The organism is Bradyrhizobium sp. JR4.3 (assembly GCF_040547695.1).
In the GTDB taxonomy this organism is placed as follows: Bacteria; Pseudomonadota; Alphaproteobacteria; order Rhizobiales; family Xanthobacteraceae; genus Bradyrhizobium; species Bradyrhizobium canariense.
Map to the genome: position 1 here is coordinate 1 of NZ_JBEPQF010000056.1, position 18,350 is coordinate 18,350.

Genomic DNA, 18,350 nt, shown 5'->3' on the forward strand with positions numbered 1-18,350 from the left:
CCACCTGCCGATATGCCATCCCCAGATCCTCTTCAGATGTCTCTTAGAGAATCGCAGATTCGCGATTTACGCAAAGCCCTCGCAAGCGGGAGAGGGAGCGCACCGGGTTTGCGGAACCGAATTCATTGGTCCGCAGACAAAAAAGCCCGCCGCTTGTGAACGGCTTCACATTCTGAAATCCGCAAACGTGGTCCCCTGACCCTTCAACAAGGCGCTCGAACAAAACATTTTGGGGACTGCAATGACGACCCTCTACGACGGCTTTGACATCGAATCCTTCGAAGCTGGCCAGGGGCTGTGGCACGCCCGTATCAGGCGTGCCGATTTCAGCCCGGTTGCCATCGACGGCGTGCTGTTTCCGGCCATGGAAGTCGGCTTCGCCTGGCCCGATCCCGATGCCGCGATTGCCCATGCCAAGCATCACATCGATCGCTTCCGCCGGCGGGCCGACGACAGCGACGACGAATAAGCGAGCGGGACTGCAGGCGACCAAGGAACGGCGCAGGGTCAAAGGGGCAATCGATCATGTCAGTCATCGAATTCGAAGACACGCCGCGGCCGAGGATTTACACCCGCAATGTGTTGTCCAGCTGCCCGGAATGCGACGGCGATCTCGCCGTGCTCCGCGTGATCGGCGGCCGTGCCGGAAGCGAGTATTGGGCCATGCGCTGCACCGATTGCGGCGGCATCCATCTCGACATCCTCGAGCCGCATCAGGCAGCCGGGGACGATGAGGGACCGTCGCCGGCGGCCTAATCGCGAGATCCGGGATCTCAAGGCCTGCCGTGATCCCAAGGCCTGCTGCCAACCTGCTGTCAGCAGTCTGATCCGGGAAGGGCATTCGCCCTTTATTGCGAGGCGGACTCGCCCCATATTCGGAGCATGGCGAAGAAACCTGCATCCCCCGAAAAATCCGTCAAATCCCCCAAGGCCAAGGCTCCGAACGCGAAGGCGCCAAACTCCAAGGCGTCACGCCCGGACGTGCAGCCGATCGGGCCGGCGCTGGCCGAGTTGCTCAATCCCGCGATCAATCGCGGCGATGCCGGGCTCGGATCGGGCACCGGCCTGCAGCCGCCGCCGGACAATTCGCGCGACCGCCGCTCCGGGGGCGAGGCTGCCGCGCATCGCGCGCGCGCTTCGACGCCGAAGGAGTTTCCGCAGGACACCGCAACGGGCAGCGCGACTCGCGGCTTACCCCTCTCCCCGACCCTCCCCCACAAGGGGGGAGGGAGCAGAGAGGCCGAAGGTCTTGGCGAGGCGCCGCAGGCCAATTACGGAACCGCGGCCACGATCCCGACGCTCGATCCTGAACTGGCGCGTCAACTCGGCCTTCCCACCGAAGAGGACGATGCCGAAGCCCTGGCGCGCCCGCCGCGCAGCAAGATGGAGGCGCTCGGCGTCAAGGCGACCGCCGACGCGCTGGAATCGCTGATCCGCGAGGGCCGGCCGGAGTTCCGTAAGGACGACGGCTCCACCAGGGTGTGGACCCCGCATCGGCCGCCGCGCCCGGAAAAGTCCGAAGGCGGCGTGCGCTTCGAGATCAAGTCGCATTACGAGCCGCGCGGCGACCAGCCGACCGCGATCGCCGAGCTGGTCGAGGGCATCAATCGCAACGACCGCTCGCAGGTGCTGCTCGGCGTCACCGGCTCCGGCAAGACCTACACCATGGCCAAGGTGATCGAGGCGACACAGCGCCCCGCCATCATCCTGGCGCCGAACAAGACGCTCGCCGCCCAGCTCTATGGCGAGTTCAAGAGCTTCTTCCCCGACAACGCGGTCGAGTATTTCGTCAGCTATTACGACTATTACCAACCGGAAGCGTATGTCCCTCGCACGGACACGTACATCGAAAAGGATTCCTCGATCAACGAGCAGATCGACCGCATGCGCCACTCGGCGACGCGCGCGCTGCTCGAACGCGACGACGTCATCATCGTTGCCTCGGTGTCCTGCATCTACGGTATCGGCTCGGTCGAAACCTACACCGCGATGACCTTTGCCCTGAAGAAGGGCGAGCGCATCGACCAGCGCCAGCTGATCGCCGACCTCGTCGCGCTGCAGTACAAACGCACCCAGGTCGATTTTACCCGCGGCACATTTCGCGTGCGCGGCGATGTCATCGACATCTTCCCGGCGCACTATGAAGACCGCGCCTGGCGCGTGAACCTGTTCGGCGACACCGTCGAGACCATCGAGGAGTTCGACCCGCTCACCGGGCACAAGCAGGACGAGCTCGAATTCATCAAGATCTACGCCAACTCCCACTATGTGACGCCGCGCCCGACGCTGGTGCAGGCGATCAAGTCGATCAAGTCCGAATTGAAGATGCGGCTCGACCAGCTCCACGACCAGGGCCGCCTGCTGGAAGCGCAGCGGCTGGAGCAGCGCACCACCTTCGACCTCGAGATGATGGAGGCGACCGGAAGCTGCGCCGGCATCGAGAACTATTCGCGCTATCTCACCGGGCGCCTGCCCGGCGAGCCGCCGCCGACGCTGTTCGAATATGTGCCCGACAACGCGCTGGTGTTCGCCGACGAGAGCCACGTCACCGTTCCCCAGATCGGCGGCATGTTCCGCGGCGACTTCCGCCGCAAGGCGACGCTCGCCGAATATGGCTTCCGCCTGCCCTCCTGCATGGACAACCGCCCGCTGCGCTTCGAGGAATGGGACATGATGCGGCCGCAGACGATCGCGGTCTCCGCCACGCCCAGCGCCTGGGAGATCAACGAGAGCGGCGGCGTGTTCGTCGAGCAGGTGATCCGGCCGACCGGGCTTATTGATCCTCCCGTGAACATCCGCCCCGCCCGCACCCAGGTCGACGATCTCGTCGGCGAGGTCCGCGCCACCGCCCAGGCCGGCTATCGCTCGCTGATCACGGTGCTGACCAAGCGCATGGCGGAGGACCTCACCGAATATCTGCACGAGCAGGGCATTCGCGTGCGCTACATGCACAGCGATATCGACACCATCGAACGCATCGAGATCATCCGCGACCTCCGTCTCGGTGCCTTCGACGCGCTGGTCGGCATCAATTTGCTGCGCGAAGGCCTCGACATTCCCGAATGCGCGCTGGTCGCGATCCTCGATGCCGACAAGGAAGGTTTTTTGCGCAGCGAGACCTCGCTGATCCAGACCATCGGCCGCGCCGCGCGCAACGTCGACGGCAAGGTGATCCTCTATGCCGACCAGATGACGGGCTCGATGGAGCGCGCCATCGCCGAAACCGACCGCCGCCGCGAGAAGCAGGTCGAGTACAACACGGCGCATGGCATCACGCCGGAGAGCATCAAGAAGTCGATCGGCGACATCATGAACAGCGTCTACGAGCGCGATCATGTGCTGGTCGAGATCGGCGGCCATGACATGACCGACGACGTCATCTCCATCGGCCACAATTTCGAGGCCGTGCTCGGCGATCTCGAAACAAGGATGCGCGAGGCCGCCGCCGATCTGAACTTCGAGGAAGCCGCCCGGCTGCGCGACGAGGTCAAGCGCCTGCGCGCCACCGAACTCGCGGTGGTCGACGATCCCACCGTCAAGCAGCGCACGGTGCAGGGTAAAGCCGGCGCCTATGCGGGCGCGAAGAAATACGGCGACGCCGCTAACCTGCCGGTCAGCGCGCTGAAGAACAAGAGCGCTGCCACGGCACTCAAGGCGAGCGGCAGCAAGGGCTCGCGAATCCACAAGCCGCATCTCGACGAGATGCACGGCCCGGAGTCGTTGCCGTATCGGGGCGACCGCGCGCTGCCCTCAAAACCGTTCGGCGGCGAAAGCCGCATCATCCAGCCGACGGATTCGCGGCAGTCAGGCCCGGAGTTTGGGCCATCGCCGCGGTCGAGCGGAGGGGCGCCGGGGCATAGAGGTGGTTGGAAGAAGAGATAGGGGGCGCGGAGCGCCGGCGCCGCCCATGGTTATTGATGGCGGCATCCGAGAATGATGAGAACGCGCACTCACTCCACGCTCGCCGCGAGCAGCGACAGCAGCAGCACTGAGGCCACCAGCTGCATCGACGTCGCCGGCTTGGCGCGCCAGCGGGCGATCTTCTCGGAGAAGGACAGGCTGGCGTCGAAGAACAGCGGTTCGTAGGCGTTCTTTGCAAATCCCGGGAATGTCGATCCGGCCCAGATGGCGAGACAGCTGTAGAAGATCGACGCCATCGCGATGGTGAGTGCGTGACTGCCACCGCGGTCATGTCCCAGGAGCTTCACCATCAGCGACGCCGCGGCGAAGATCGGGAAGCCCTGAAGGATCGTGGTGAGGGCAAAGCCTTCGAGCCAGTTGAGCGGGCCGGATTTCGACGCGGTGACGAAGGGCATGATGCGATCACCCCACGCTCGCCGTCACCACCGCCATCACCGACAGCAGCAGCACGATGGTCATGAGCTGGAGCGAGGCGACCGGCTGGGTGCGCCATGCCGTGATCTTCTCAGTGAGCGACAGATGGGCCTCGAAGAACTTCGGCTCGTAGACGGTCTTGAACAAATGCGGGAAGTTCGGCCCCAAGGTCACCGCAAGCAGCGCGTGGGCGAGTGAGGCGATGGCGACGAAGATGGCGACGCCGGGATCGCCGACCAGGTCGTGATTGCCGACCAGCTTGAGCAGGAAAGCCGCGGCGGCGAAGGTCGGGAAGCTCTGCAGCGTCGCAGTCAGCGCGAGGCCTTCAAGCGCGTTGTGCAGGCTGGACTTTCTGACTGTGGCGATGGCGGCCATGGCGCGTCTCCCTGATGACATGGGGAGGACGATAGCCACAGGGGAAGGCGCGCGATGTGAGCTGGCTCACGCCCGGCCGAGAGCCCGGGACGTGAGGCAGCCGGGACCGGCTCAAAGCTGGCGAAAGAAAACGAGATAGATGGCGAGGCCGATCGTCGAGAATGACAGCAGGACGCCGACCCAATTGTATTTGACGCCCGCAGAACGGGAAGCCTTCCCCAGAAAAGCGACGACGAAATACAGGAACAGGATTGCGAGGACTAAACCCCACAAGGACTTCCCGACGTCCATCGTTCCCTCGCCTGGTTCAATCCCAGCGTTCGCGAATGGAATTTACCATCGAAGCATGCCGGATAGAAGACGGCGGGAGCACAGTTTTCCGTGCCGTTACAGCTTGCCCTGGCCGTTGACCTGGCTCTGCTGTTGTCGCTGCCTCTCCTGCTCTTGCTGCTCCTTGGCATGGTGGCGGCCGTAGAGGCAGCCGGCGGCGGCGCCGAGGACGCCGTGATGGCCGGCGTAGTGGCCGGCGACGCCGCCGACGACGGCGCCCTTGATGCAGCCCTTGGCGTTGGCGGCGGAGGTCGCGCCAAGCATGAGAAGTGCGGCGGCGATGGCGGCAAGGGATTTCATGGATCGATGTCTCCGAATGCGGTGTCGCAATCTCAACGGGCACGGACCCGTCCCGGTTCCCGTGTTCGCTGCCGCGCGTTGGGCAGCGCGAGCCCATGCAGCCGAAAGCCACGCGAATTCGTGCAGGCGCGCGGTAACTCAACCACCAGTTGCAGTCATGAACCTGGCATTGCGTTTGCGCGTCAAATCGTCTGCAACATCCCCTGTGGTTTTGCGGATTGCCGGTGTCCGAAGCCGCGCGTTAGCTTTGCGCAAACTCCACACGGCCAATGAGGACGGGCGGAATGACGGTCGAGAAGCTCAATCGCCAGCGCGTGCTGCACCTGCTCGAGGCCATCGGGCGCAGCGATCTCGAGGCCGCGCTGTCGTGCTGCACCGACGACGTCGATTTTCTCACCCACGCGCCGATCGACGTGCTGCCGCACATGGGCCCCTGCCACGGCAAGAAGGAGCTCGGCGAATTCTGGCGCACCGTGCAGGAGCGATACGCCGAAATCCGCTACGAGGTGCCGCAGATCGTCGCCGAAGGCGACACGGTCGCGGCCTATCTGCGCGTGTTCTTCAGGAAGCGCAGCCACGACCGCATCATTCAGGTCGACATGGCCATATTCTACACTTTCCGCAACGGCCAGGTGGCGCAGATCCGCGAGATCATCGATTCCTACGACCTGGTGCAGCAGGTGCTGGAACGTGAGATCGGCCCGCTGATCGTGGGCGAGCGGGTGGACGGGGGCTAGCTCTCTCCAAACCGGCCCGGACCGGGAAAATACGGGCTCCTATTGTAAATCTCACACGCCGGGATCAATTGTGCATTGCGAAAACGTGAATTGCGTTTTGGCCGAATTGGCGTATTTTGTTCGTATACAAATGAGTTGAGCGACCCCGCGGCACCATTTCTGTGCGCTGGGGTTGATTTTTGTTTTTGCAAGCCAGCTTCAGGACTGCCCAAAATGACAGAGCACAGCCTCTGGCGTTTCTCGCGCGCATTGCACCGCGCGATCAACGACCGGCATTTCGAGGACATCGAGGCCCTGATCGACGAGGACGTCGAGTGGGCGCTCTACGGCCCGATCGACATGTTTCCGTTCCTCGGCGCGCGCCAGGGCAAGGATGCCGTGCTCGATGTCATCCACCAACTCGCCGACAATTTCCAGGTCCGCCGCTTCGACCGCGAGAGCATCATGCTCGGCGTCGATTCCGCCGCCTCGATGCTGCGCTATTCGCTGACCGCGCTGGATTCCAACAAGCCGATCAGCTTGCGAGTGGCGCAGTTCGCCCAGTTCAGGGCAGGCAAACTCACCAGCATGCGCGTGCTGATCGACACGTTCGATCTGGTCGAGCAGGCACTCGGCCGCGCCATTCATCTGCCGAAGATGACCGGCGTCGGCTGAACGGAACACCAACGGGCCCCGCACTTCGGGACCGATGGCTGATGCTCCCCGCGACGCGTCCTGGCCTCCAGCCCCGCCGGATGCAATCGTGGAGAAGCTCGTCATCGGGCGCGCGCCTTTCGCGCGGCCCGTTGGTTCGCGCTTGATGGAGCCGCCACAATTTCGCGACGATGGTTCCGCATCCTCGGCGAGAACTGGGCTGACGGGCAGGACGATGGAATTCTCGACAGGGTTTGGCTTGACCAGGCTGCCGATGCTGGCGGCCGCTTTCATCTTGGGATCGGTGCTGACGGTGTCGGCGCAGATCATTCCGCCCTTCTCCCCCGGCCCGGCCGCAGCGCCCGACGACGAGGCCGAGACGGCGGAGGCCCCTGATGTCAACGATCCCGACGTGCTCCGCGGCATCGACGTCGACAAGCTCGACTGGGGCCAGCTCGCGATCGACGCCGGGACGCTCAACGACATCATCGCCGCCAAGAAACGCGCGCAGGCCGCCGCCAAGGACGGGCTGAACTGGGCGTCGAACGCCAACGCCAACGGCACCTCGGCGGTGACCGTGAAGCAGTCGGTATCCTCATTCTGGGACGCCCGCATCGGCGCCGACATGACGGTGACGAGCGAGCCGCGGACGATGTCCGAGCTCCTGGCGCAGAAAGCCACCAATGGCGGTAGCGTGCCTCAATCGTCCGGCAGCGCCTGGGCGGCCGCAACCGCGCCGGGCGCGGGCGCGATCTGGGACAAGACCGCGGTGGAGGCCCGCGTCGATCCCGGCGCCGAACAGAGCAAACTCGGGGCGGCGCTGATCAAATCGGTGCCGCTATCGGGCGACACGTCGCTGACGCTCCAGAACGGCTACAGCGTCAACCAGCAGGGCACCACGGCGCTCCCCGGAGTCGGCGGTCACATCACGCGGAATTACGAGACCGAGCAGTCGGCCAAGGTCACTCTCACCGACACCGGCACCAGCATCACCGCGGGCCAGTCGCTGTCGACCACCGACGACAAATGGCTGCGCAAGGTCGGCGCCGAGCAAAAGCTGTTCGACAACGTCACCGTCTCCGGCTCGGTCGGCGAAACCTCGCAAGGGGCGATCAACAAGAGCCTGACGGCGGGTTTCAAGAAGAGCTGGTAGTTGGGCGCTAATCTTTCTCCTCATCCTGAGGAGCGCGCTCTTGCGCGCGTCTCGAAGGATCGAGGCCCCCGCTGCTACAGTTGGGCCTGCATGGTTCGAGACGCGCTTCGCGCTCCTCACCATGAGGAGCTACAAAGTTCGCCGGTGCGGCCGCGTTCAGACTTCCGTAACCATACGCCACGGCAAAGCCCCCGAATGGACCGCCCTTGCCGCACCTCGGCCAAGTTGCGGCCAAAATCCGACGCCCTAGTCCCAGGCTGACGTCGTCGTGCGGGGGACACTCGCGCTGCGCTCAACGCGAACAGGGGAATAACGATGAACGCCATGCGTCCGGAAAAGACCGAAACCACCGAGACCGAGACCATCGACACCAACCTCGCCGCCGTGACGGAAGTCGAAGCCGGCATCCGTGACTTCGTCCGCAACGACATCGCCTATCTGCGCCGTCCGGCAGCGACCGCCACGGACGCGCCGCCGCTCGATCCGAGCGCGGAGGCCACCGTCACCAACGTCAACTCGCTGATCCAGCGCGTCGCCGGCACCTCGCTCGCCGAGATCGAGAATCTGATCTCCGAGCTTGAGAGCCTGCGCGACCTGCTCCACGCCGAAGGCCAGCGCGTCCAGCGCGAGATCTCCGGCTACGCCCAGCTCAGCCAGGCCGCGATGAAGTCGACCCGCATGATCGCCGACAACGTCTCGCAGTGGAAGCGCGCCGCCGACGGCCTGCGCAACAGCTGATCGCTGACATCACGCATCACCGGCCGCCGCGTTCCGAAAGGGGCGCGGCGGTTTTGATTCTGGGGGGCACCCTCAATGTAACGTCATCATCCGCGAAGGCGGATGATCCAGTATTCCAGAGGCGGTGATGTGCTACCGAGACGCCGCGGCGTACTGGATGCCCCCGCTTTCGCGGGGCATGACAGCGGAGGGTTTTGAACCCCCCACCGCCACCCGACGACTAACGCCAAGCGCTCCTGCCATCGCGGCGGGCCCGGGGACATGTCATGGAAAGCATTCGGCCCGACACCACCGACCCGATACCGCTGCGGCCCGCGCCGAACCAGTTCGGCACGATCATGCTGCGTTTTGTCGGATTGCTGGCGGTTGCGATCGCGATATTGGCGTTCGTCTATAGCCGCTGAGGGCGGAGGCCGCGTTGCGGCCCCGCGGAGTTAACGAAATCTTACCGGGCGGCTTCCACGGTCGAGGCTTCCAGGGTGTAGGCGCCGTCGGCATAGCCCTTCACCACCATGCCGGCGACCAGCATCACGGCCAGCGTCGCGGTAGCAAAGATGAATCCGACCAGCTTGAGTGCGCCGCGGTCTGCCATGGTCCTCGTCCCCTGTACTCTGCCCAGTTCGTTCAAATAGACAGCGACAGGTTCATAATTGGTTAGCAACTCGATGGTTCCGCACACTGCTTCGCGGGAAAACCATGTTGCGCAGGCTTATGGCAGCCCCCCGGAATCGCGTCCATAGCGCGGAAGCAACACTCGCACGCTGTTTTCGCCGTTCATCCTGGAACGAATCTAACCGCCGTTCGCACGCATCGGCACGAAGGCCGTTGCGGTGATGGCGTAGACGTCCTCGCCTCGCTGGTTGGTGCCGGTGGTGCGCGCGGTCAGGATGCCCCAGCCGGGTCGCGAGGCGGAGCTGCGTTTGTCGATGACGACGTTGACGTAGGTGACGATGTCGCCGGCGAGCACCGGCCTGATCCAGCGCAAATCGCGAAAGCCGGGCGACGGGCCCCACACCGCGACCTCCTCGCCGCGCGAAACGGCTTCCCGCGCCAGACGCTGGCCGTCGGCGACAAGCAGGCTCATGCAGGCCGAGCCGACATGCCAGCCCGAGGCCGCGAGCCCGCCAAACAGCGAGTTCTTGCCCTCCTCCTCGTCGAGGTGAAAACGCTGCGGATCGAACTTTGCGGCGAATGCCTTGATCGACTCCGCCGTGAACGTATAGGCGCCGATCTCGCGGCGATGCCCAATCTCGATCTCCTCGAAAAACGGCATCAGACCGCCCCCTCGCGCCGCTTGATCAGGATCGGCGACGTCATCTCGCACAGCGCATCACCCCTGGCGTTACGCACGGTGCATTTGAACTTGACGATGCCGAGCTCCGGGCGGCTCTTCGAGGTGCGGGCCTCCACGACATCGACATCGAGCATGAGGTCGTCGCCTGGCCTCAAGGGCGACAACCACCGCACTTCGTCGACGCCGGGAGATCCCAGCGAAGCGGCGCGGGTAATGAAACCGTCGGCCATCATCCGCATCATCAGCGAACAGAGATGCCAGCCCGAGCCGGACAGGCCCCGCAGCATGCTCTTGCTGGCGGCCTCCTCGTCGAGGTGCATCGGCTGCGGATCGAACTCGGCGGCAAAGGCCACGATCTCGTCGCGCGTGACATGGCGCGGGCCGAATGTTCCGAACCGGCCGGGCGGGAAATCTTCGAAGGTCAGGGTCATCTTGGGAAAGGTTTGAGGAAATGACAGATTGTGGCCGCACTTTGCGGCAATCTCAACCCGCCGGCCCGCATGGCTCGTGCTACATTCGGCGCGCCGGCGTCGGTCTTGAGTCGGATCGATCAGGGGCCACGATCCATTTGCAAGGCCCGACAACACCCGAATTGCCCTGGGGAGAGCAATGTTTTCATTCAGCGACCTGTTTCAATGGGACCGCTTCATCACGCCGACGATCATCAAGACCTTCTACTGGCTGGTGATCGCGCTGATCTGCCTGTTCGGCCTCTCCGGCATCTTCTCCGGCCTCGCGATGATGGCGATCAGCCCGTTCGGCGGCTTCCTGATGCTGCTGTCGTCGATCGCGAGCGTCGTCGTCGGGATCGTGTTCTCGCGCATCATCGCGGAGCTGATCCTGATCATCTTCCGCATCAACGAGCACCTCGGCGCGATCAGGGATCAGGGCGGCGGGGTGCGGTGAGGCAAGCACCGGCGCCGTTCGGCAAAAGAGGAGGCATGGTGGGTTACGCTGCGCTAACCCACCCTACGAACCTATCGATGTCTTACGTATTGAACCTGAAATGCATCACGTCGCCGTCGGCGACGACGTATTCCTTGCCTTCGAGGCGGAGCTTGCCGGCATCGCGGGCGCCGGCTTCGCCGCCGAGCGCGACGTAGTCTTCATACGCAATGGTCTCGGCGCGGATAAACCCCTTCTCGAAGTCGGTGTGGATCACACCGGCCGCGCCCGGCGCCTTGGTGCCGCGATAGATGGTCCAGGCGCGCGCTTCCTTCGGGCCCACCGTGAAATAGGTGATGAGGTCGAGCAGCGTGTAGCCGGCGCGGATCAGGCGATCGAGGCCGGCCTCTTCGAGACCCAGCGTCTCCAGGAAGTCGGCGCGTTCGTCACGCGAAATGGTGGCGATCTCGGATTCGATTTTTGCCGAGATGACGACGGCAATGGCGCCTTCCTTGGCGGCTTGGTCCTGCACCGCCTTCGAGAACGAATTGCCTGATGCGGCCGAGCCTTCCTCGACGTTGCAGACGTAGAGCACGGGCTTGGACGACAGCAGGCCGAGCATGCCGAAGGCGCGCTCCTCCTCGGCCTTGCGTTCGACAAGACGCGCGGGCTTGCCCTCGCGCAGCAGCACCAGGGTGCGATTGACGAGGTCGAGCTGCTCCTTGGCGTCCTTGTCGTTGCCCTTGGCCTTCTTGGCCAAATTGTCGACGCGCTTTTCGAGGCTGTCGAGATCGGCGAGCATCAGCTCGGTCTCGATGGTCTCGATGTCGGCGAGCGGGGCGATCTTGCCCTCGACATGGGTGATGTCGGAATCCTCGAAGCAGCGCACGACATGCGCGATGGCGTCGACCTCGCGGATGTTGGCGAGGAACTGGTTGCCGAGGCCTTCACCCTTGGACGCGCCGCGCACGAGGCCGGCGATGTCCACGAAGGTCAGCCGGGTCGGGATGATCTGGCCCGACTTGGCGATCGCTGCGAGCTTATCGAGCCGCGGATCCGGCACAGCGACCTCGCCGACATTCGGCTCGATCGTGCAGAACGGATAGTTCGCCGCCTGCGCCGCGGCCGTCTCGGTCAGCGCGTTGAACAAGGTCGATTTGCCGACATTGGGCAATCCGACGATCCCGCATTTAAATCCCACGAGCGTTAATCCTTGCCGTTGTCGTCCTTGGTCAAAAATCCCTTCGCCTGCATGGCGAGGTGCACCCTGTTGGCGAAAGTCGCGTCCGTGCCCTTGGCAACCAGTGCCGCGTGCTCGGCCACCGCGTCGCAGAGCGTCGCCACCCAGTCGTTGTCCGCTTTGGCGAAGTCCGACAGCACGTGGCCGTGCACCAATTCCTTCACGCCGGGATGACCGATGCCGAGCCGCACCCGGCGGTAGTCGTTGCCGATATGGGCGGAGATCGAGCGCAGGCCATTGTGGCCGGCGATGCCGCCGCCGATCTTCACCCGCACCTTGCCCGGCGGCAGTTCGAGTTCGTCATGGAATACGGTGACGTCGCCCGGCGCGATCTTGAAGAAGCTTGCCGCTTCTTGAACGCTGCGGCCGGACTCGTTCATGTAGGTCATCGGCTTGAGCAGGATCACGCGCTCGGTGCCGAGCGTGCCTTCCGAGGTCTCGCCCTGAAACCTGCGGCGCCAGGGTGCGAACCCATGACGCCGCGCGATCTCGTCGACGGCCATGAAGCCGACATTGTGCCGGTTACGTGCGAATTTCGGGCCGGGATTGCCGAGCCCAACAAACAGTCGCATGACGCGGCGCGCCCCTCGCTCGGCGCGCGGTCAGGGACCGCGCGCCAGCTTTGAGAGATTACTTCTTCTTGTCGCCGCCGGCGGGGGCCTTGGCAGCCGGGGCCTTGGCAGCCGCTGCCGGAGCAGCAGCACCCGCAGCCGGAGCAGCACCAGCCGCCGGAGCAGCAGCACCCGCAGCCGGAGCAGCAGCCGCAGCCTTCTGCTCTTCGGCGTAGCCGGACGGCGGCACGATGGTGACGAGGGTCGCGTCCTCGGAGGTCAGCGCCTTCACGCCGGCCGGCAGCTTGATGTCGGAGAGATGCAGCGAGTGGCCGATCTCGAGCGAACCGACGTCAGCCTCGATGAACTGCGGGATGTTCTCCACGCCGCACTCGAGCTCGATCGCGTGCGCAACGATGTTCACGGCGCCGCCGCGCTTCACGCCGGGCGAACCTTCAGCCTTCACCACGTGCAAGGGAACGCTGATGCGGATGGTGGCGCCTTCGCCGAGCCGCATGAAGTCGACGTGGATCGGGAAGTCCTTGACCGGATCGAGGTGGTAGTCGCGCGGAATCACGCGGTGCTTGTTGCCTTCGAGGTCGATGTCGACCAGCGTGGTCAGGAACCGGCCGGCGAGGATGCGCGAGCGCAGTTCGCGATCGTCAACCGAGATGGTCAGCGGGGGCTGGTTGTTGCCATAGATCACTCCGGGCACTCTCCCGGCGCGACGCTCAGCCCGGGCGGCCCCCTTGCCGCTCTTCGGACGTGCGGTCGCCTTCAATTCCTTGACGGTCGCCATAACGTTAAGTCCTTGTTTTTGCAAAAGTTAATGGGCCGCAACGCGGCCCATGGCATACGCCGCAGCAAGCCTCCAGGGGTGCGGGGGCTGCGGACGTGGCGGGCTTTTACCCGGAAGACGCGGAAATGACAAGGAGAATGGGCTGCCGGGCGGAACCGGATCGCCCGGATGGACCGGCGGAGTTAGCCGCCGAGCTTGGCCTCCAGCGCCGCGATGCGCGCCTTCAGAGCCTCGTTCTCCTCACGCGCCAGGCGCGCCATGTCCTTGACCGCCTCGAACTCCTCGCGCTTGACCAGGTCCATGTCGCGCAGGAATTTTTCGGCCTGGGTGCGCATCACCGTGTCGAACTCACGCTTGACTCCCTGCGCGGCACCGGCGGCGTCGTTCATCAAGCGGCCGATCTCGTCGAAAAACCGGTTGTTGGTCTGGGTCATGTCGGTCTCCTGGCGGCTTTCGATGAACTCTGCGCGAACACGCCGGGAGACAATGGCAATCCGATGGGGCCGGTTCAAGGGCCGATCGGCGGTATCCTTGTCATGCCCCGGTTTCCTTGCAATCGTATTCAACGTCCCTGCATAAGAAGAATCACAAAAGGCGCTCGAGATGATCGACCAGCAGATCGCGATCCCCACCAAGGACGGTCACACCGCAACCTTCATCAGCCATCCCGAACGCGGCGGGCCGTTTCCGGTCGTCCTGTTCTACATGGACGCGCCGGCGATCCGCGAGGAGCTGCGCGACATGGCACGCCGGCTCGCGACATCGGGTTATTACGTCATGCTGCCGAACCTCTATTACCGTTCCGGCGTGATGGAGCTCGGCGCGCTGCCGGCCGATCCGAACGCTCCGGAACGCAAGCGCATGTTTGCGCTGATGGGATCGCTCACGATCCCCATGATCATGGACGACACGCGGGCGCTGCTGACCTATGCCGAGGGCCAGGCGGCCGCGAACACCAAACTGATCGGCACTGTCGGTTACTGCATGAGCGGCCGCTACGCGATCAACGCCGCCACGCATTTTCCCGATCGCGTCAAAGCCGCTGCCTCGGTCTACGGCACGCAACTCGCAACCGACCAGGACGACAGCCCGCATCTCGCGGCCGCCAAGACCAAGGCCGAACTCTACTTCGCCTGCGCCGAGACCGACATCTACGCACCGGCCGAGATCATCGAGCAGGTGAAGCAGGGCATGAGCGGCGCCAAAGCCGAAGTCGAGATCTATCCCGACACCCATCACGGCTTCGCCTTCCCCAAGCGTCCGGTCTATCACCGCGACGCCGCCGAGCGGCATTGGGAGCGTCTGCTGGCGCTCTATCGCCGCAATCTCGTCTAGACATAGAAGGCGCGATGCCCTTTCTGCTCATCGACTTTCCCGCCTTCAAGCCGATCGCGATCGAGATCGGTCCGTTCGCGATCCGCTGGTATGCGCTGGCTTATATCTGCGGCATCGTGTTCGGTTGGCTCTATGCGCGCTCGCTCCTGAAGAAAGAGCGGCTGTGGGGCGGCCCGGCGCCGATGTCGTTGGTGCAGATCGACGACTTCATTCTGTGGGTCACGCTCGGCATCATCCTCGGCGGCCGCACCGGCTATGTGCTGTTCTACAATCTGCCCTTCTTCATCGACCATCCCGCCGCGATCTTCAGGCTGTGGGAAGGCGGCATGTCCTTCCACGGCGGCTTCCTCGGCTGCGTCGTCGCGGTGATGTGGTTCGCCTATCGCAACCGCATCTCGATCCTGTCGCTCGGCGACATCACCACCGCCGTCGCCCCGGTCGGGCTGCTGCTCGGCCGCATCGCCAATTTCATCAATGGCGAATTGTGGGGCCGCACCGCCGGGCCGGAGCTGCCCTGGGCGATGATCTTCCCCAACGATCCCACCCAACTGCCGCGTCATCCGAGCCAGCTCTACGAGGCCGGCATGGAGGGCATTTTGCTGTTCACGGTGCTCGCGATCATGATCCGCTTCGGCGCCCTGAAGCGGCTGGGCATGATCCTCGGCGCGTTCATCCTGATCTATGGTCTGAGCCGGATCGCCGGCGAGCATTTCCGTGAACCGGACGTCCAGCTCGGCTTCCTCTGGGGCGGATTAACCATGGGCATGCTGTTGTCGATTCCGATGCTTATTGTGGGCGGCATACTTATTGTATTGGCAGTGAGGCGCGGTGCGCCCGAGCCCGCAAGGGCTATTCGTTAATTCCTTTTGAGAAGATAGGCCGTGACCGACCAGCCGTTACTCGACGAGATCAAGGCGCTGATCAAATCCTCAGGCCCCATGCCGGTCTGGCGGTACATGGAACTGTGCCTGATGCATCCGCGCTATGGCTATTACGTCTCGCGCGATCCGTTGGGACGAGAAGGCGACTTCACCACCGCGCCCGAGGTCAGCCAGATGTTCGGCGAGCTGTTGGGCCTATGGACCGCCTCGGTGTGGAAGCAGATGGGCTCGCCGCAATTCCTGCGGCTGATCGAGCTCGGTCCTGGCCGCGGCACCATGATGGCCGATGCGCTGCGTGCGCTCCGCGTGCTGCCGCCGCTCTACCAGGCGCTCCACATCCACATGGTCGAGGTCAATCCGGTCCTGCGCGAGCGGCAGAGTGCGACGCTGTCGGGCGTGCGCAACATTGCCTGGCACGACAGCATCGACGACGTGCCGGACGGACCGAGCATCATCCTCGCCAACGAATATTTCGACGTGCTGCCGATCCACCAGATGGTCCGTCACGAGAACGGCTGGCACGAGCGCGTGATCGAGGTGGACGCCAACGGAAAACTTCAATTCGGCGCGGCGGCCGAGCCGACCCCACGCTTCGAGGTGCTGCTGCCGCCTCTGGTGCGCGCCGCGCCCGTCGGGGCCGTGTTCGAGTGGCGGCCCGATGCCGAGATTATGAAGCTCGCCAGCCGCGTGCGCGACCAGGACGGCGCGGCGCTGATCATCGATTACGGCCATCTGCGCAGCGATGCCGGCGACACCTTCCAGGCGATCGCGCGCCACACCTTCACCGATCCCCTGAAGGCGCCGGGCCAAGCCGACGTCACGGCCCATGTCGACTTCCAGGCGCTCGCGCGCGGGGCGGAGGACGTGGGCGCCCGCGTGCACGGGCCGGTGACGCAGGGCGATTTCCTCAAGCGCGTCGGCATCGAGACCCGTGCCGCCGCCTTGATGCAGAAGGCGGCGCCCGACGTTGCCACCGACATTTCGATCGCGCTCAAGCGCCTGACTGAAACCGGGCGCAGCGGCATGGGTTCGATGTTCAAGGTGCTCGGCATCTCTGAGCCGCGCTTGACGGGCCTTGCGGGACTGAGCGATCTCGAACGCGCCGGAGACCATTCATGACGCTTGCCTCCTCGCTGCTCTCAGCGGTGCCCGGCCTGCGCCACGCCTTCTTCACCCGCGAGGGCGGCGTCTCGGGCGGCATCTATTCCGCGCTTAACGGCGGGCTCGGCTCCAACGACGATCAGGCCCTTGTCGCGGAGAACCGCCGCCGCATGGCCGAGCATGTCGGCGTCGCGCCGGAACGCTTTCTCAGCCTGCACCAGATCCATTCGCCCGACGTGCTAGTGGCCGACGCTCCGTGGCCGAGCGGGCCGCGACCGAAGGGCGATGCGCTGGTGACGAAGGTGCCCGGCATCGCGCTCGGCGTCTCCACCGCCGACTGCGGGCCCGTGCTGTTCGTCGACCCCAATGCGGGCGTGATCGGCGGCGCGCATGCCGGCTGGAAGGGCGCGCTCACCGGCGTGCTGGAGCAGACCATTTCAGCGATGGAAAAACTCGGCGCCTCGCGCAGCGGCATCATCGCCGCGATCGGCCCGCTGATCCGCCAGGACAGTTATGAAGTCGGCAACGAGTTCGTGGCGCGCTTCATCGAGGCGGATGCGGACAACACGATGTTTTTCATCCCGTCGGTGCGCGAGGGACACGCGATGTTCGACCTCGCCGGCTTCATCCGCAAGCGTCTGGAAGCCGCGGGCATCCTGATGATCGACGATCTCGGTCTGGACACCTACGCCGACGAACGCTTCTTCAGCTACCGCCGCTCGGTGCATCGCAAGGAGCCGGATTACGGCCGCCACGTTCACGCGATCGCACTCGAAGCGTGAACACAAAGGCAACCCCGTGTCATTCCGGGGCTATGCCTGCGCGCGATGACAGTGGGCTGTGGCGCCCCCGCCCTAGACGTTAATGCGTTTTAACGATATCGCTGCCCTCCATAATGAGGGACGCGTCATTCATCTTGCGCCGCGCAGGTTCGCGCGTGCTGGCGGTCATGCTGCTGACGGCTGCGACCGCGCTTGGCGGCTGTGCCGGTGGCGGTGGTGCCGCAAACTCCTACGCCATGGCGCCGAGCGCCGGCTCCGGGGCGACAGTCGCGTTCGAATCGATCGACGGGCCGCCGCCGCAAGTGTTCGACCGCATGGTCGGCGTGCTCGACACCGAATCCAAGCTGCGCAGCCTGTCCGTGGTCTCCCGCGAGGGGACGGCTGCCTACCGCGTGCGCAGCTACCTCTCCGCTCAGATCGTGCGCGGCAAGACCGTGATCGCCTGGGTCTGGGACGTCTACGACGCCAACCAGCAGCGGGCGCTGCGCCTTTCCGGCGAGGAACCTACGGCGGCCAAGGGCGGCCGCGACGCTGCCCGGGATCCTTGGGGAGCTGCCGACGATCTCGTGCTGCGGAAGATCGCCCAGGCCGGATTCAGCGGACTTTCCAACATGATCAACGGTACGCCGGATGCGCCGGGCTCGGCTCCCGGCTTGCGCGGGGCGGCTGTGGCGAGCGTGATCCCGGAGGCTCCGGCGGCCGGGATGCCGGCCTCGGCGCTGGGCTATGCCGAGCGATAACCCCCGCGAAACCACGGCCCCAACTTCCGGCCAAACCGTTGGCCCGACTCGGGATTTCGCAGGGAAAACGTAGCGTCCCGGGTTGCCATTGCAGCCCCCGGCCTGATATTTCCTCGCCCGTCGTAACCGTGCTTCCAGTGG

The 18,350-nt window shown here is 64.7% G+C and carries 25 protein-coding genes; 14 read left to right on the forward strand and 11 right to left on the reverse strand.

The annotated features are described in order from the left end of the window. The first annotated feature begins 241 nt into the window (after positions 1 to 241). The 3 genes from ABIB91_RS39630 (at position 242) to uvrB (ending at position 3,882) form a co-directional block, all read left to right on the forward strand. On the forward strand, positions 242 to 469 hold the full coding sequence (locus ABIB91_RS39630; protein WP_007596778.1) for a hypothetical protein: 228 nt from the start codon (positions 242 to 244) through the stop codon (positions 467 to 469). 56 nt (positions 470 to 525) lie between these two features. Beyond that, a complete protein-coding gene (locus ABIB91_RS39635) occupies positions 526 to 756 on the forward strand; it encodes a hypothetical protein (RefSeq protein ID WP_007596779.1) in 231 nt (76 codons plus the stop codon). A 126-nt stretch (positions 757 to 882) separates the two neighbouring features. Next, the gene (gene uvrB / locus ABIB91_RS39640) at positions 883 to 3,882 is read left to right on the forward strand and encodes an excinuclease ABC subunit UvrB (RefSeq protein ID WP_354172473.1); all 3,000 of its coding nucleotides are present in this window, start codon (positions 883 to 885) and stop codon (positions 3,880 to 3,882) included. A 68-nt stretch (positions 3,883 to 3,950) separates the two neighbouring features. Here uvrB and ABIB91_RS39645 read toward each other — a convergent pair whose 3' ends face one another. The 4 genes from ABIB91_RS39645 to ABIB91_RS39660 form a co-directional block, all read right to left on the reverse strand. Then, a complete protein-coding gene (locus ABIB91_RS39645) occupies positions 3,951 to 4,316 on the reverse strand; it encodes a hypothetical protein (RefSeq protein WP_354172471.1) in 366 nt (121 codons plus the stop codon). A gap of 7 nt (positions 4,317 to 4,323) precedes the next feature. Beyond that, the gene (locus tag ABIB91_RS39650; protein WP_007596782.1) at positions 4,324 to 4,710 is read right to left on the reverse strand and encodes a hypothetical protein; all 387 of its coding nucleotides are present in this window, start codon (positions 4,708 to 4,710) and stop codon (positions 4,324 to 4,326) included. 111 nt (positions 4,711 to 4,821) lie between these two features. Continuing rightward, positions 4,822 to 5,001 (reverse strand): hypothetical protein, encoded by a 180-nt coding sequence (locus ABIB91_RS39655; RefSeq protein WP_354172468.1) that lies wholly within the window; start codon positions 4,999 to 5,001, stop codon positions 4,822 to 4,824. Positions 5,002 to 5,097: 96 nt separating this feature from the next. Next, a complete protein-coding gene (locus ABIB91_RS39660; protein WP_007596784.1) occupies positions 5,098 to 5,340 on the reverse strand; it encodes a hypothetical protein in 243 nt (80 codons plus the stop codon). A gap of 284 nt (positions 5,341 to 5,624) precedes the next feature. Here ABIB91_RS39660 and ABIB91_RS39665 point away from each other — a divergent pair, with 284 nt between their 5' ends. The 5 genes from ABIB91_RS39665 (at position 5,625) to ABIB91_RS39685 (ending at position 9,005) form a co-directional block, all read left to right on the forward strand. Next, positions 5,625 to 6,077, forward strand: a complete 453-nt coding sequence (locus tag ABIB91_RS39665) for a nuclear transport factor 2 family protein (RefSeq protein WP_354172466.1) — start codon at positions 5,625 to 5,627, stop codon at positions 6,075 to 6,077. 213 nt (positions 6,078 to 6,290) lie between these two features. Next, a complete protein-coding gene (locus ABIB91_RS39670) occupies positions 6,291 to 6,731 on the forward strand; it encodes a nuclear transport factor 2 family protein (RefSeq protein WP_354172465.1) in 441 nt (146 codons plus the stop codon). A gap of 214 nt (positions 6,732 to 6,945) precedes the next feature. Beyond that, on the forward strand, positions 6,946 to 7,863 hold the full coding sequence (locus tag ABIB91_RS39675; RefSeq protein WP_198288255.1) for a hypothetical protein: 918 nt from the start codon (positions 6,946 to 6,948) through the stop codon (positions 7,861 to 7,863). 315 nt (positions 7,864 to 8,178) lie between these two features. Then, the gene (locus ABIB91_RS39680; RefSeq protein ID WP_007596788.1) at positions 8,179 to 8,601 is read left to right on the forward strand and encodes a hypothetical protein; all 423 of its coding nucleotides are present in this window, start codon (positions 8,179 to 8,181) and stop codon (positions 8,599 to 8,601) included. 266 nt (positions 8,602 to 8,867) lie between these two features. Continuing rightward, positions 8,868 to 9,005 (forward strand): hypothetical protein, encoded by a 138-nt coding sequence (locus ABIB91_RS39685; RefSeq protein ID WP_007614812.1) that lies wholly within the window; start codon positions 8,868 to 8,870, stop codon positions 9,003 to 9,005. A 41-nt stretch (positions 9,006 to 9,046) separates the two neighbouring features. Here ABIB91_RS39685 and ABIB91_RS39690 read toward each other — a convergent pair whose 3' ends face one another. From ABIB91_RS39690 to ABIB91_RS39700, 3 genes are all read right to left on the reverse strand, one after another. Continuing rightward, positions 9,047 to 9,193 (reverse strand): hypothetical protein, encoded by a 147-nt coding sequence (locus ABIB91_RS39690; protein ID WP_007596790.1) that lies wholly within the window; start codon positions 9,191 to 9,193, stop codon positions 9,047 to 9,049. Positions 9,194 to 9,391: 198 nt separating this feature from the next. Beyond that, the gene (locus ABIB91_RS39695) at positions 9,392 to 9,874 is read right to left on the reverse strand and encodes a MaoC family dehydratase (RefSeq protein ID WP_354172463.1); all 483 of its coding nucleotides are present in this window, start codon (positions 9,872 to 9,874) and stop codon (positions 9,392 to 9,394) included. Then, positions 9,874 to 10,326 (reverse strand): MaoC family dehydratase, encoded by a 453-nt coding sequence (locus tag ABIB91_RS39700; protein ID WP_219683739.1) that lies wholly within the window; start codon positions 10,324 to 10,326, stop codon positions 9,874 to 9,876. The genes ABIB91_RS39695 and ABIB91_RS39700 overlap by 1 nt, the downstream gene beginning before the upstream one ends. Before the next feature lie 178 nt (positions 10,327 to 10,504). Here ABIB91_RS39700 and ABIB91_RS39705 point away from each other — a divergent pair, with 178 nt between their 5' ends. Then, positions 10,505 to 10,801, forward strand: coding sequence for a DUF4282 domain-containing protein (locus ABIB91_RS39705; RefSeq protein ID WP_007596805.1), 297 nt, complete (start codon positions 10,505 to 10,507; stop codon positions 10,799 to 10,801). An 82-nt stretch (positions 10,802 to 10,883) separates the two neighbouring features. On the opposite strand, the gene ychF is transcribed toward ABIB91_RS39705, so the two are convergent. From ychF to ABIB91_RS39725, 4 genes are all read right to left on the reverse strand, one after another. Then, complete coding sequence (gene ychF, locus ABIB91_RS39710; protein WP_007596807.1) at positions 10,884 to 11,981, reverse strand: redox-regulated ATPase YchF; 1,098 nt, start codon at positions 11,979 to 11,981, stop codon at positions 10,884 to 10,886. Between the two features lie 5 nt (positions 11,982 to 11,986). Beyond that, positions 11,987 to 12,592 carry an aminoacyl-tRNA hydrolase gene (gene pth, locus ABIB91_RS39715; protein ID WP_007596809.1) on the reverse strand — a complete coding sequence of 202 codons (606 nt, stop codon included), beginning with the start codon at positions 12,590 to 12,592 and terminating at the stop codon, positions 11,987 to 11,989. Positions 12,593 to 12,650: 58 nt separating this feature from the next. Then, complete coding sequence (locus ABIB91_RS39720) at positions 12,651 to 13,370, reverse strand: 50S ribosomal protein L25/general stress protein Ctc (RefSeq protein ID WP_007596810.1); 720 nt, start codon at positions 13,368 to 13,370, stop codon at positions 12,651 to 12,653. Positions 13,371 to 13,552: 182 nt separating this feature from the next. Next, on the reverse strand, positions 13,553 to 13,804 hold the full coding sequence (locus tag ABIB91_RS39725; RefSeq protein WP_007596812.1) for an accessory factor UbiK family protein: 252 nt from the start codon (positions 13,802 to 13,804) through the stop codon (positions 13,553 to 13,555). 169 nt (positions 13,805 to 13,973) lie between these two features. On the opposite strand from ABIB91_RS39725, the gene ABIB91_RS39730 reads away from it, so the two are divergent. The 5 genes from ABIB91_RS39730 (at position 13,974) to ABIB91_RS39750 (ending at position 18,209) form a co-directional block, all read left to right on the forward strand. Beyond that, complete coding sequence (locus tag ABIB91_RS39730; RefSeq protein ID WP_007596814.1) at positions 13,974 to 14,705, forward strand: dienelactone hydrolase family protein; 732 nt, start codon at positions 13,974 to 13,976, stop codon at positions 14,703 to 14,705. Between the two features lie 14 nt (positions 14,706 to 14,719). Then, positions 14,720 to 15,565 (forward strand): prolipoprotein diacylglyceryl transferase, encoded by an 846-nt coding sequence (gene lgt / locus ABIB91_RS39735; protein ID WP_354172459.1) that lies wholly within the window; start codon positions 14,720 to 14,722, stop codon positions 15,563 to 15,565. Positions 15,566 to 15,586: 21 nt separating this feature from the next. Next, a complete protein-coding gene (locus ABIB91_RS39740) occupies positions 15,587 to 16,705 on the forward strand; it encodes a class I SAM-dependent methyltransferase (RefSeq protein WP_007596817.1) in 1,119 nt (372 codons plus the stop codon). Next, positions 16,702 to 17,469: a peptidoglycan editing factor PgeF gene (pgeF, locus tag ABIB91_RS39745; protein ID WP_219683642.1), complete on the forward strand. Its 768-nt coding sequence runs from the start codon at positions 16,702 to 16,704 to the stop codon at positions 17,467 to 17,469. Before ABIB91_RS39740 ends, pgeF begins: the two co-directional genes overlap by 4 nt. A 113-nt stretch (positions 17,470 to 17,582) precedes the next feature. Continuing rightward, entirely contained in the window at positions 17,583 to 18,209 is a 627-nt protein-coding gene (locus ABIB91_RS39750; protein ID WP_007596820.1) for a hypothetical protein, read from the forward strand. Positions 18,210 to 18,350: the final 141 nt, after the last annotated feature.

What these genes read in the sequence shown, in the direction of transcription:
- ABIB91_RS39645 (WP_354172471.1), bottom strand. Translation starts at nt 4,316, where the DNA reads ATGCCCTTCGTCACCGCGTCGAAATCCGGCCCGCTCAACTGGCTCGAA.
- pth (WP_007596809.1), bottom strand. Translation starts at nt 12,592, where the DNA reads ATGCGACTGTTTGTTGGGCTCGGCAATCCCGGCCCGAAATTCGCACGT.
- ABIB91_RS39705 (WP_007596805.1), top strand. Translation starts at nt 10,505, where the DNA reads ATGTTTTCATTCAGCGACCTGTTTCAATGGGACCGCTTCATCACGCCG.
- ABIB91_RS39680 (WP_007596788.1), top strand. Translation starts at nt 8,179, where the DNA reads ATGAACGCCATGCGTCCGGAAAAGACCGAAACCACCGAGACCGAGACC.
- pgeF (WP_219683642.1), top strand. Translation starts at nt 16,702, where the DNA reads ATGACGCTTGCCTCCTCGCTGCTCTCAGCGGTGCCCGGCCTGCGCCAC.
- ABIB91_RS39725 (WP_007596812.1), bottom strand. Translation starts at nt 13,804, where the DNA reads ATGACCCAGACCAACAACCGGTTTTTCGACGAGATCGGCCGCTTGATG.
- ABIB91_RS39630 (WP_007596778.1), top strand. Translation starts at nt 242, where the DNA reads ATGACGACCCTCTACGACGGCTTTGACATCGAATCCTTCGAAGCTGGC.
- ABIB91_RS39700 (WP_219683739.1), bottom strand. Translation starts at nt 10,326, where the DNA reads ATGACCCTGACCTTCGAAGATTTCCCGCCCGGCCGGTTCGGAACATTC.
- ABIB91_RS39670 (WP_354172465.1), top strand. Translation starts at nt 6,291, where the DNA reads ATGACAGAGCACAGCCTCTGGCGTTTCTCGCGCGCATTGCACCGCGCG.
- uvrB (WP_354172473.1), top strand. Translation starts at nt 883, where the DNA reads ATGGCGAAGAAACCTGCATCCCCCGAAAAATCCGTCAAATCCCCCAAG.
- ABIB91_RS39730 (WP_007596814.1), top strand. Translation starts at nt 13,974, where the DNA reads ATGATCGACCAGCAGATCGCGATCCCCACCAAGGACGGTCACACCGCA.
- ABIB91_RS39650 (WP_007596782.1), bottom strand. Translation starts at nt 4,710, where the DNA reads ATGGCCGCCATCGCCACAGTCAGAAAGTCCAGCCTGCACAACGCGCTT.
- ABIB91_RS39695 (WP_354172463.1), bottom strand. Translation starts at nt 9,874, where the DNA reads ATGCCGTTTTTCGAGGAGATCGAGATTGGGCATCGCCGCGAGATCGGC.
- ABIB91_RS39750 (WP_007596820.1), top strand. Translation starts at nt 17,583, where the DNA reads ATGAGGGACGCGTCATTCATCTTGCGCCGCGCAGGTTCGCGCGTGCTG.
- ABIB91_RS39660 (WP_007596784.1), bottom strand. Translation starts at nt 5,340, where the DNA reads ATGAAATCCCTTGCCGCCATCGCCGCCGCACTTCTCATGCTTGGCGCG.
- ABIB91_RS39635 (WP_007596779.1), top strand. Translation starts at nt 526, where the DNA reads ATGTCAGTCATCGAATTCGAAGACACGCCGCGGCCGAGGATTTACACC.
- lgt (WP_354172459.1), top strand. Translation starts at nt 14,720, where the DNA reads ATGCCCTTTCTGCTCATCGACTTTCCCGCCTTCAAGCCGATCGCGATC.
- ABIB91_RS39685 (WP_007614812.1), top strand. Translation starts at nt 8,868, where the DNA reads ATGGAAAGCATTCGGCCCGACACCACCGACCCGATACCGCTGCGGCCC.
- ABIB91_RS39690 (WP_007596790.1), bottom strand. Translation starts at nt 9,193, where the DNA reads ATGGCAGACCGCGGCGCACTCAAGCTGGTCGGATTCATCTTTGCTACC.
- ABIB91_RS39665 (WP_354172466.1), top strand. Translation starts at nt 5,625, where the DNA reads ATGACGGTCGAGAAGCTCAATCGCCAGCGCGTGCTGCACCTGCTCGAG.
- ABIB91_RS39675 (WP_198288255.1), top strand. Translation starts at nt 6,946, where the DNA reads ATGGAATTCTCGACAGGGTTTGGCTTGACCAGGCTGCCGATGCTGGCG.
- ABIB91_RS39655 (WP_354172468.1), bottom strand. Translation starts at nt 5,001, where the DNA reads ATGGACGTCGGGAAGTCCTTGTGGGGTTTAGTCCTCGCAATCCTGTTC.
- ABIB91_RS39720 (WP_007596810.1), bottom strand. Translation starts at nt 13,370, where the DNA reads ATGGCGACCGTCAAGGAATTGAAGGCGACCGCACGTCCGAAGAGCGGC.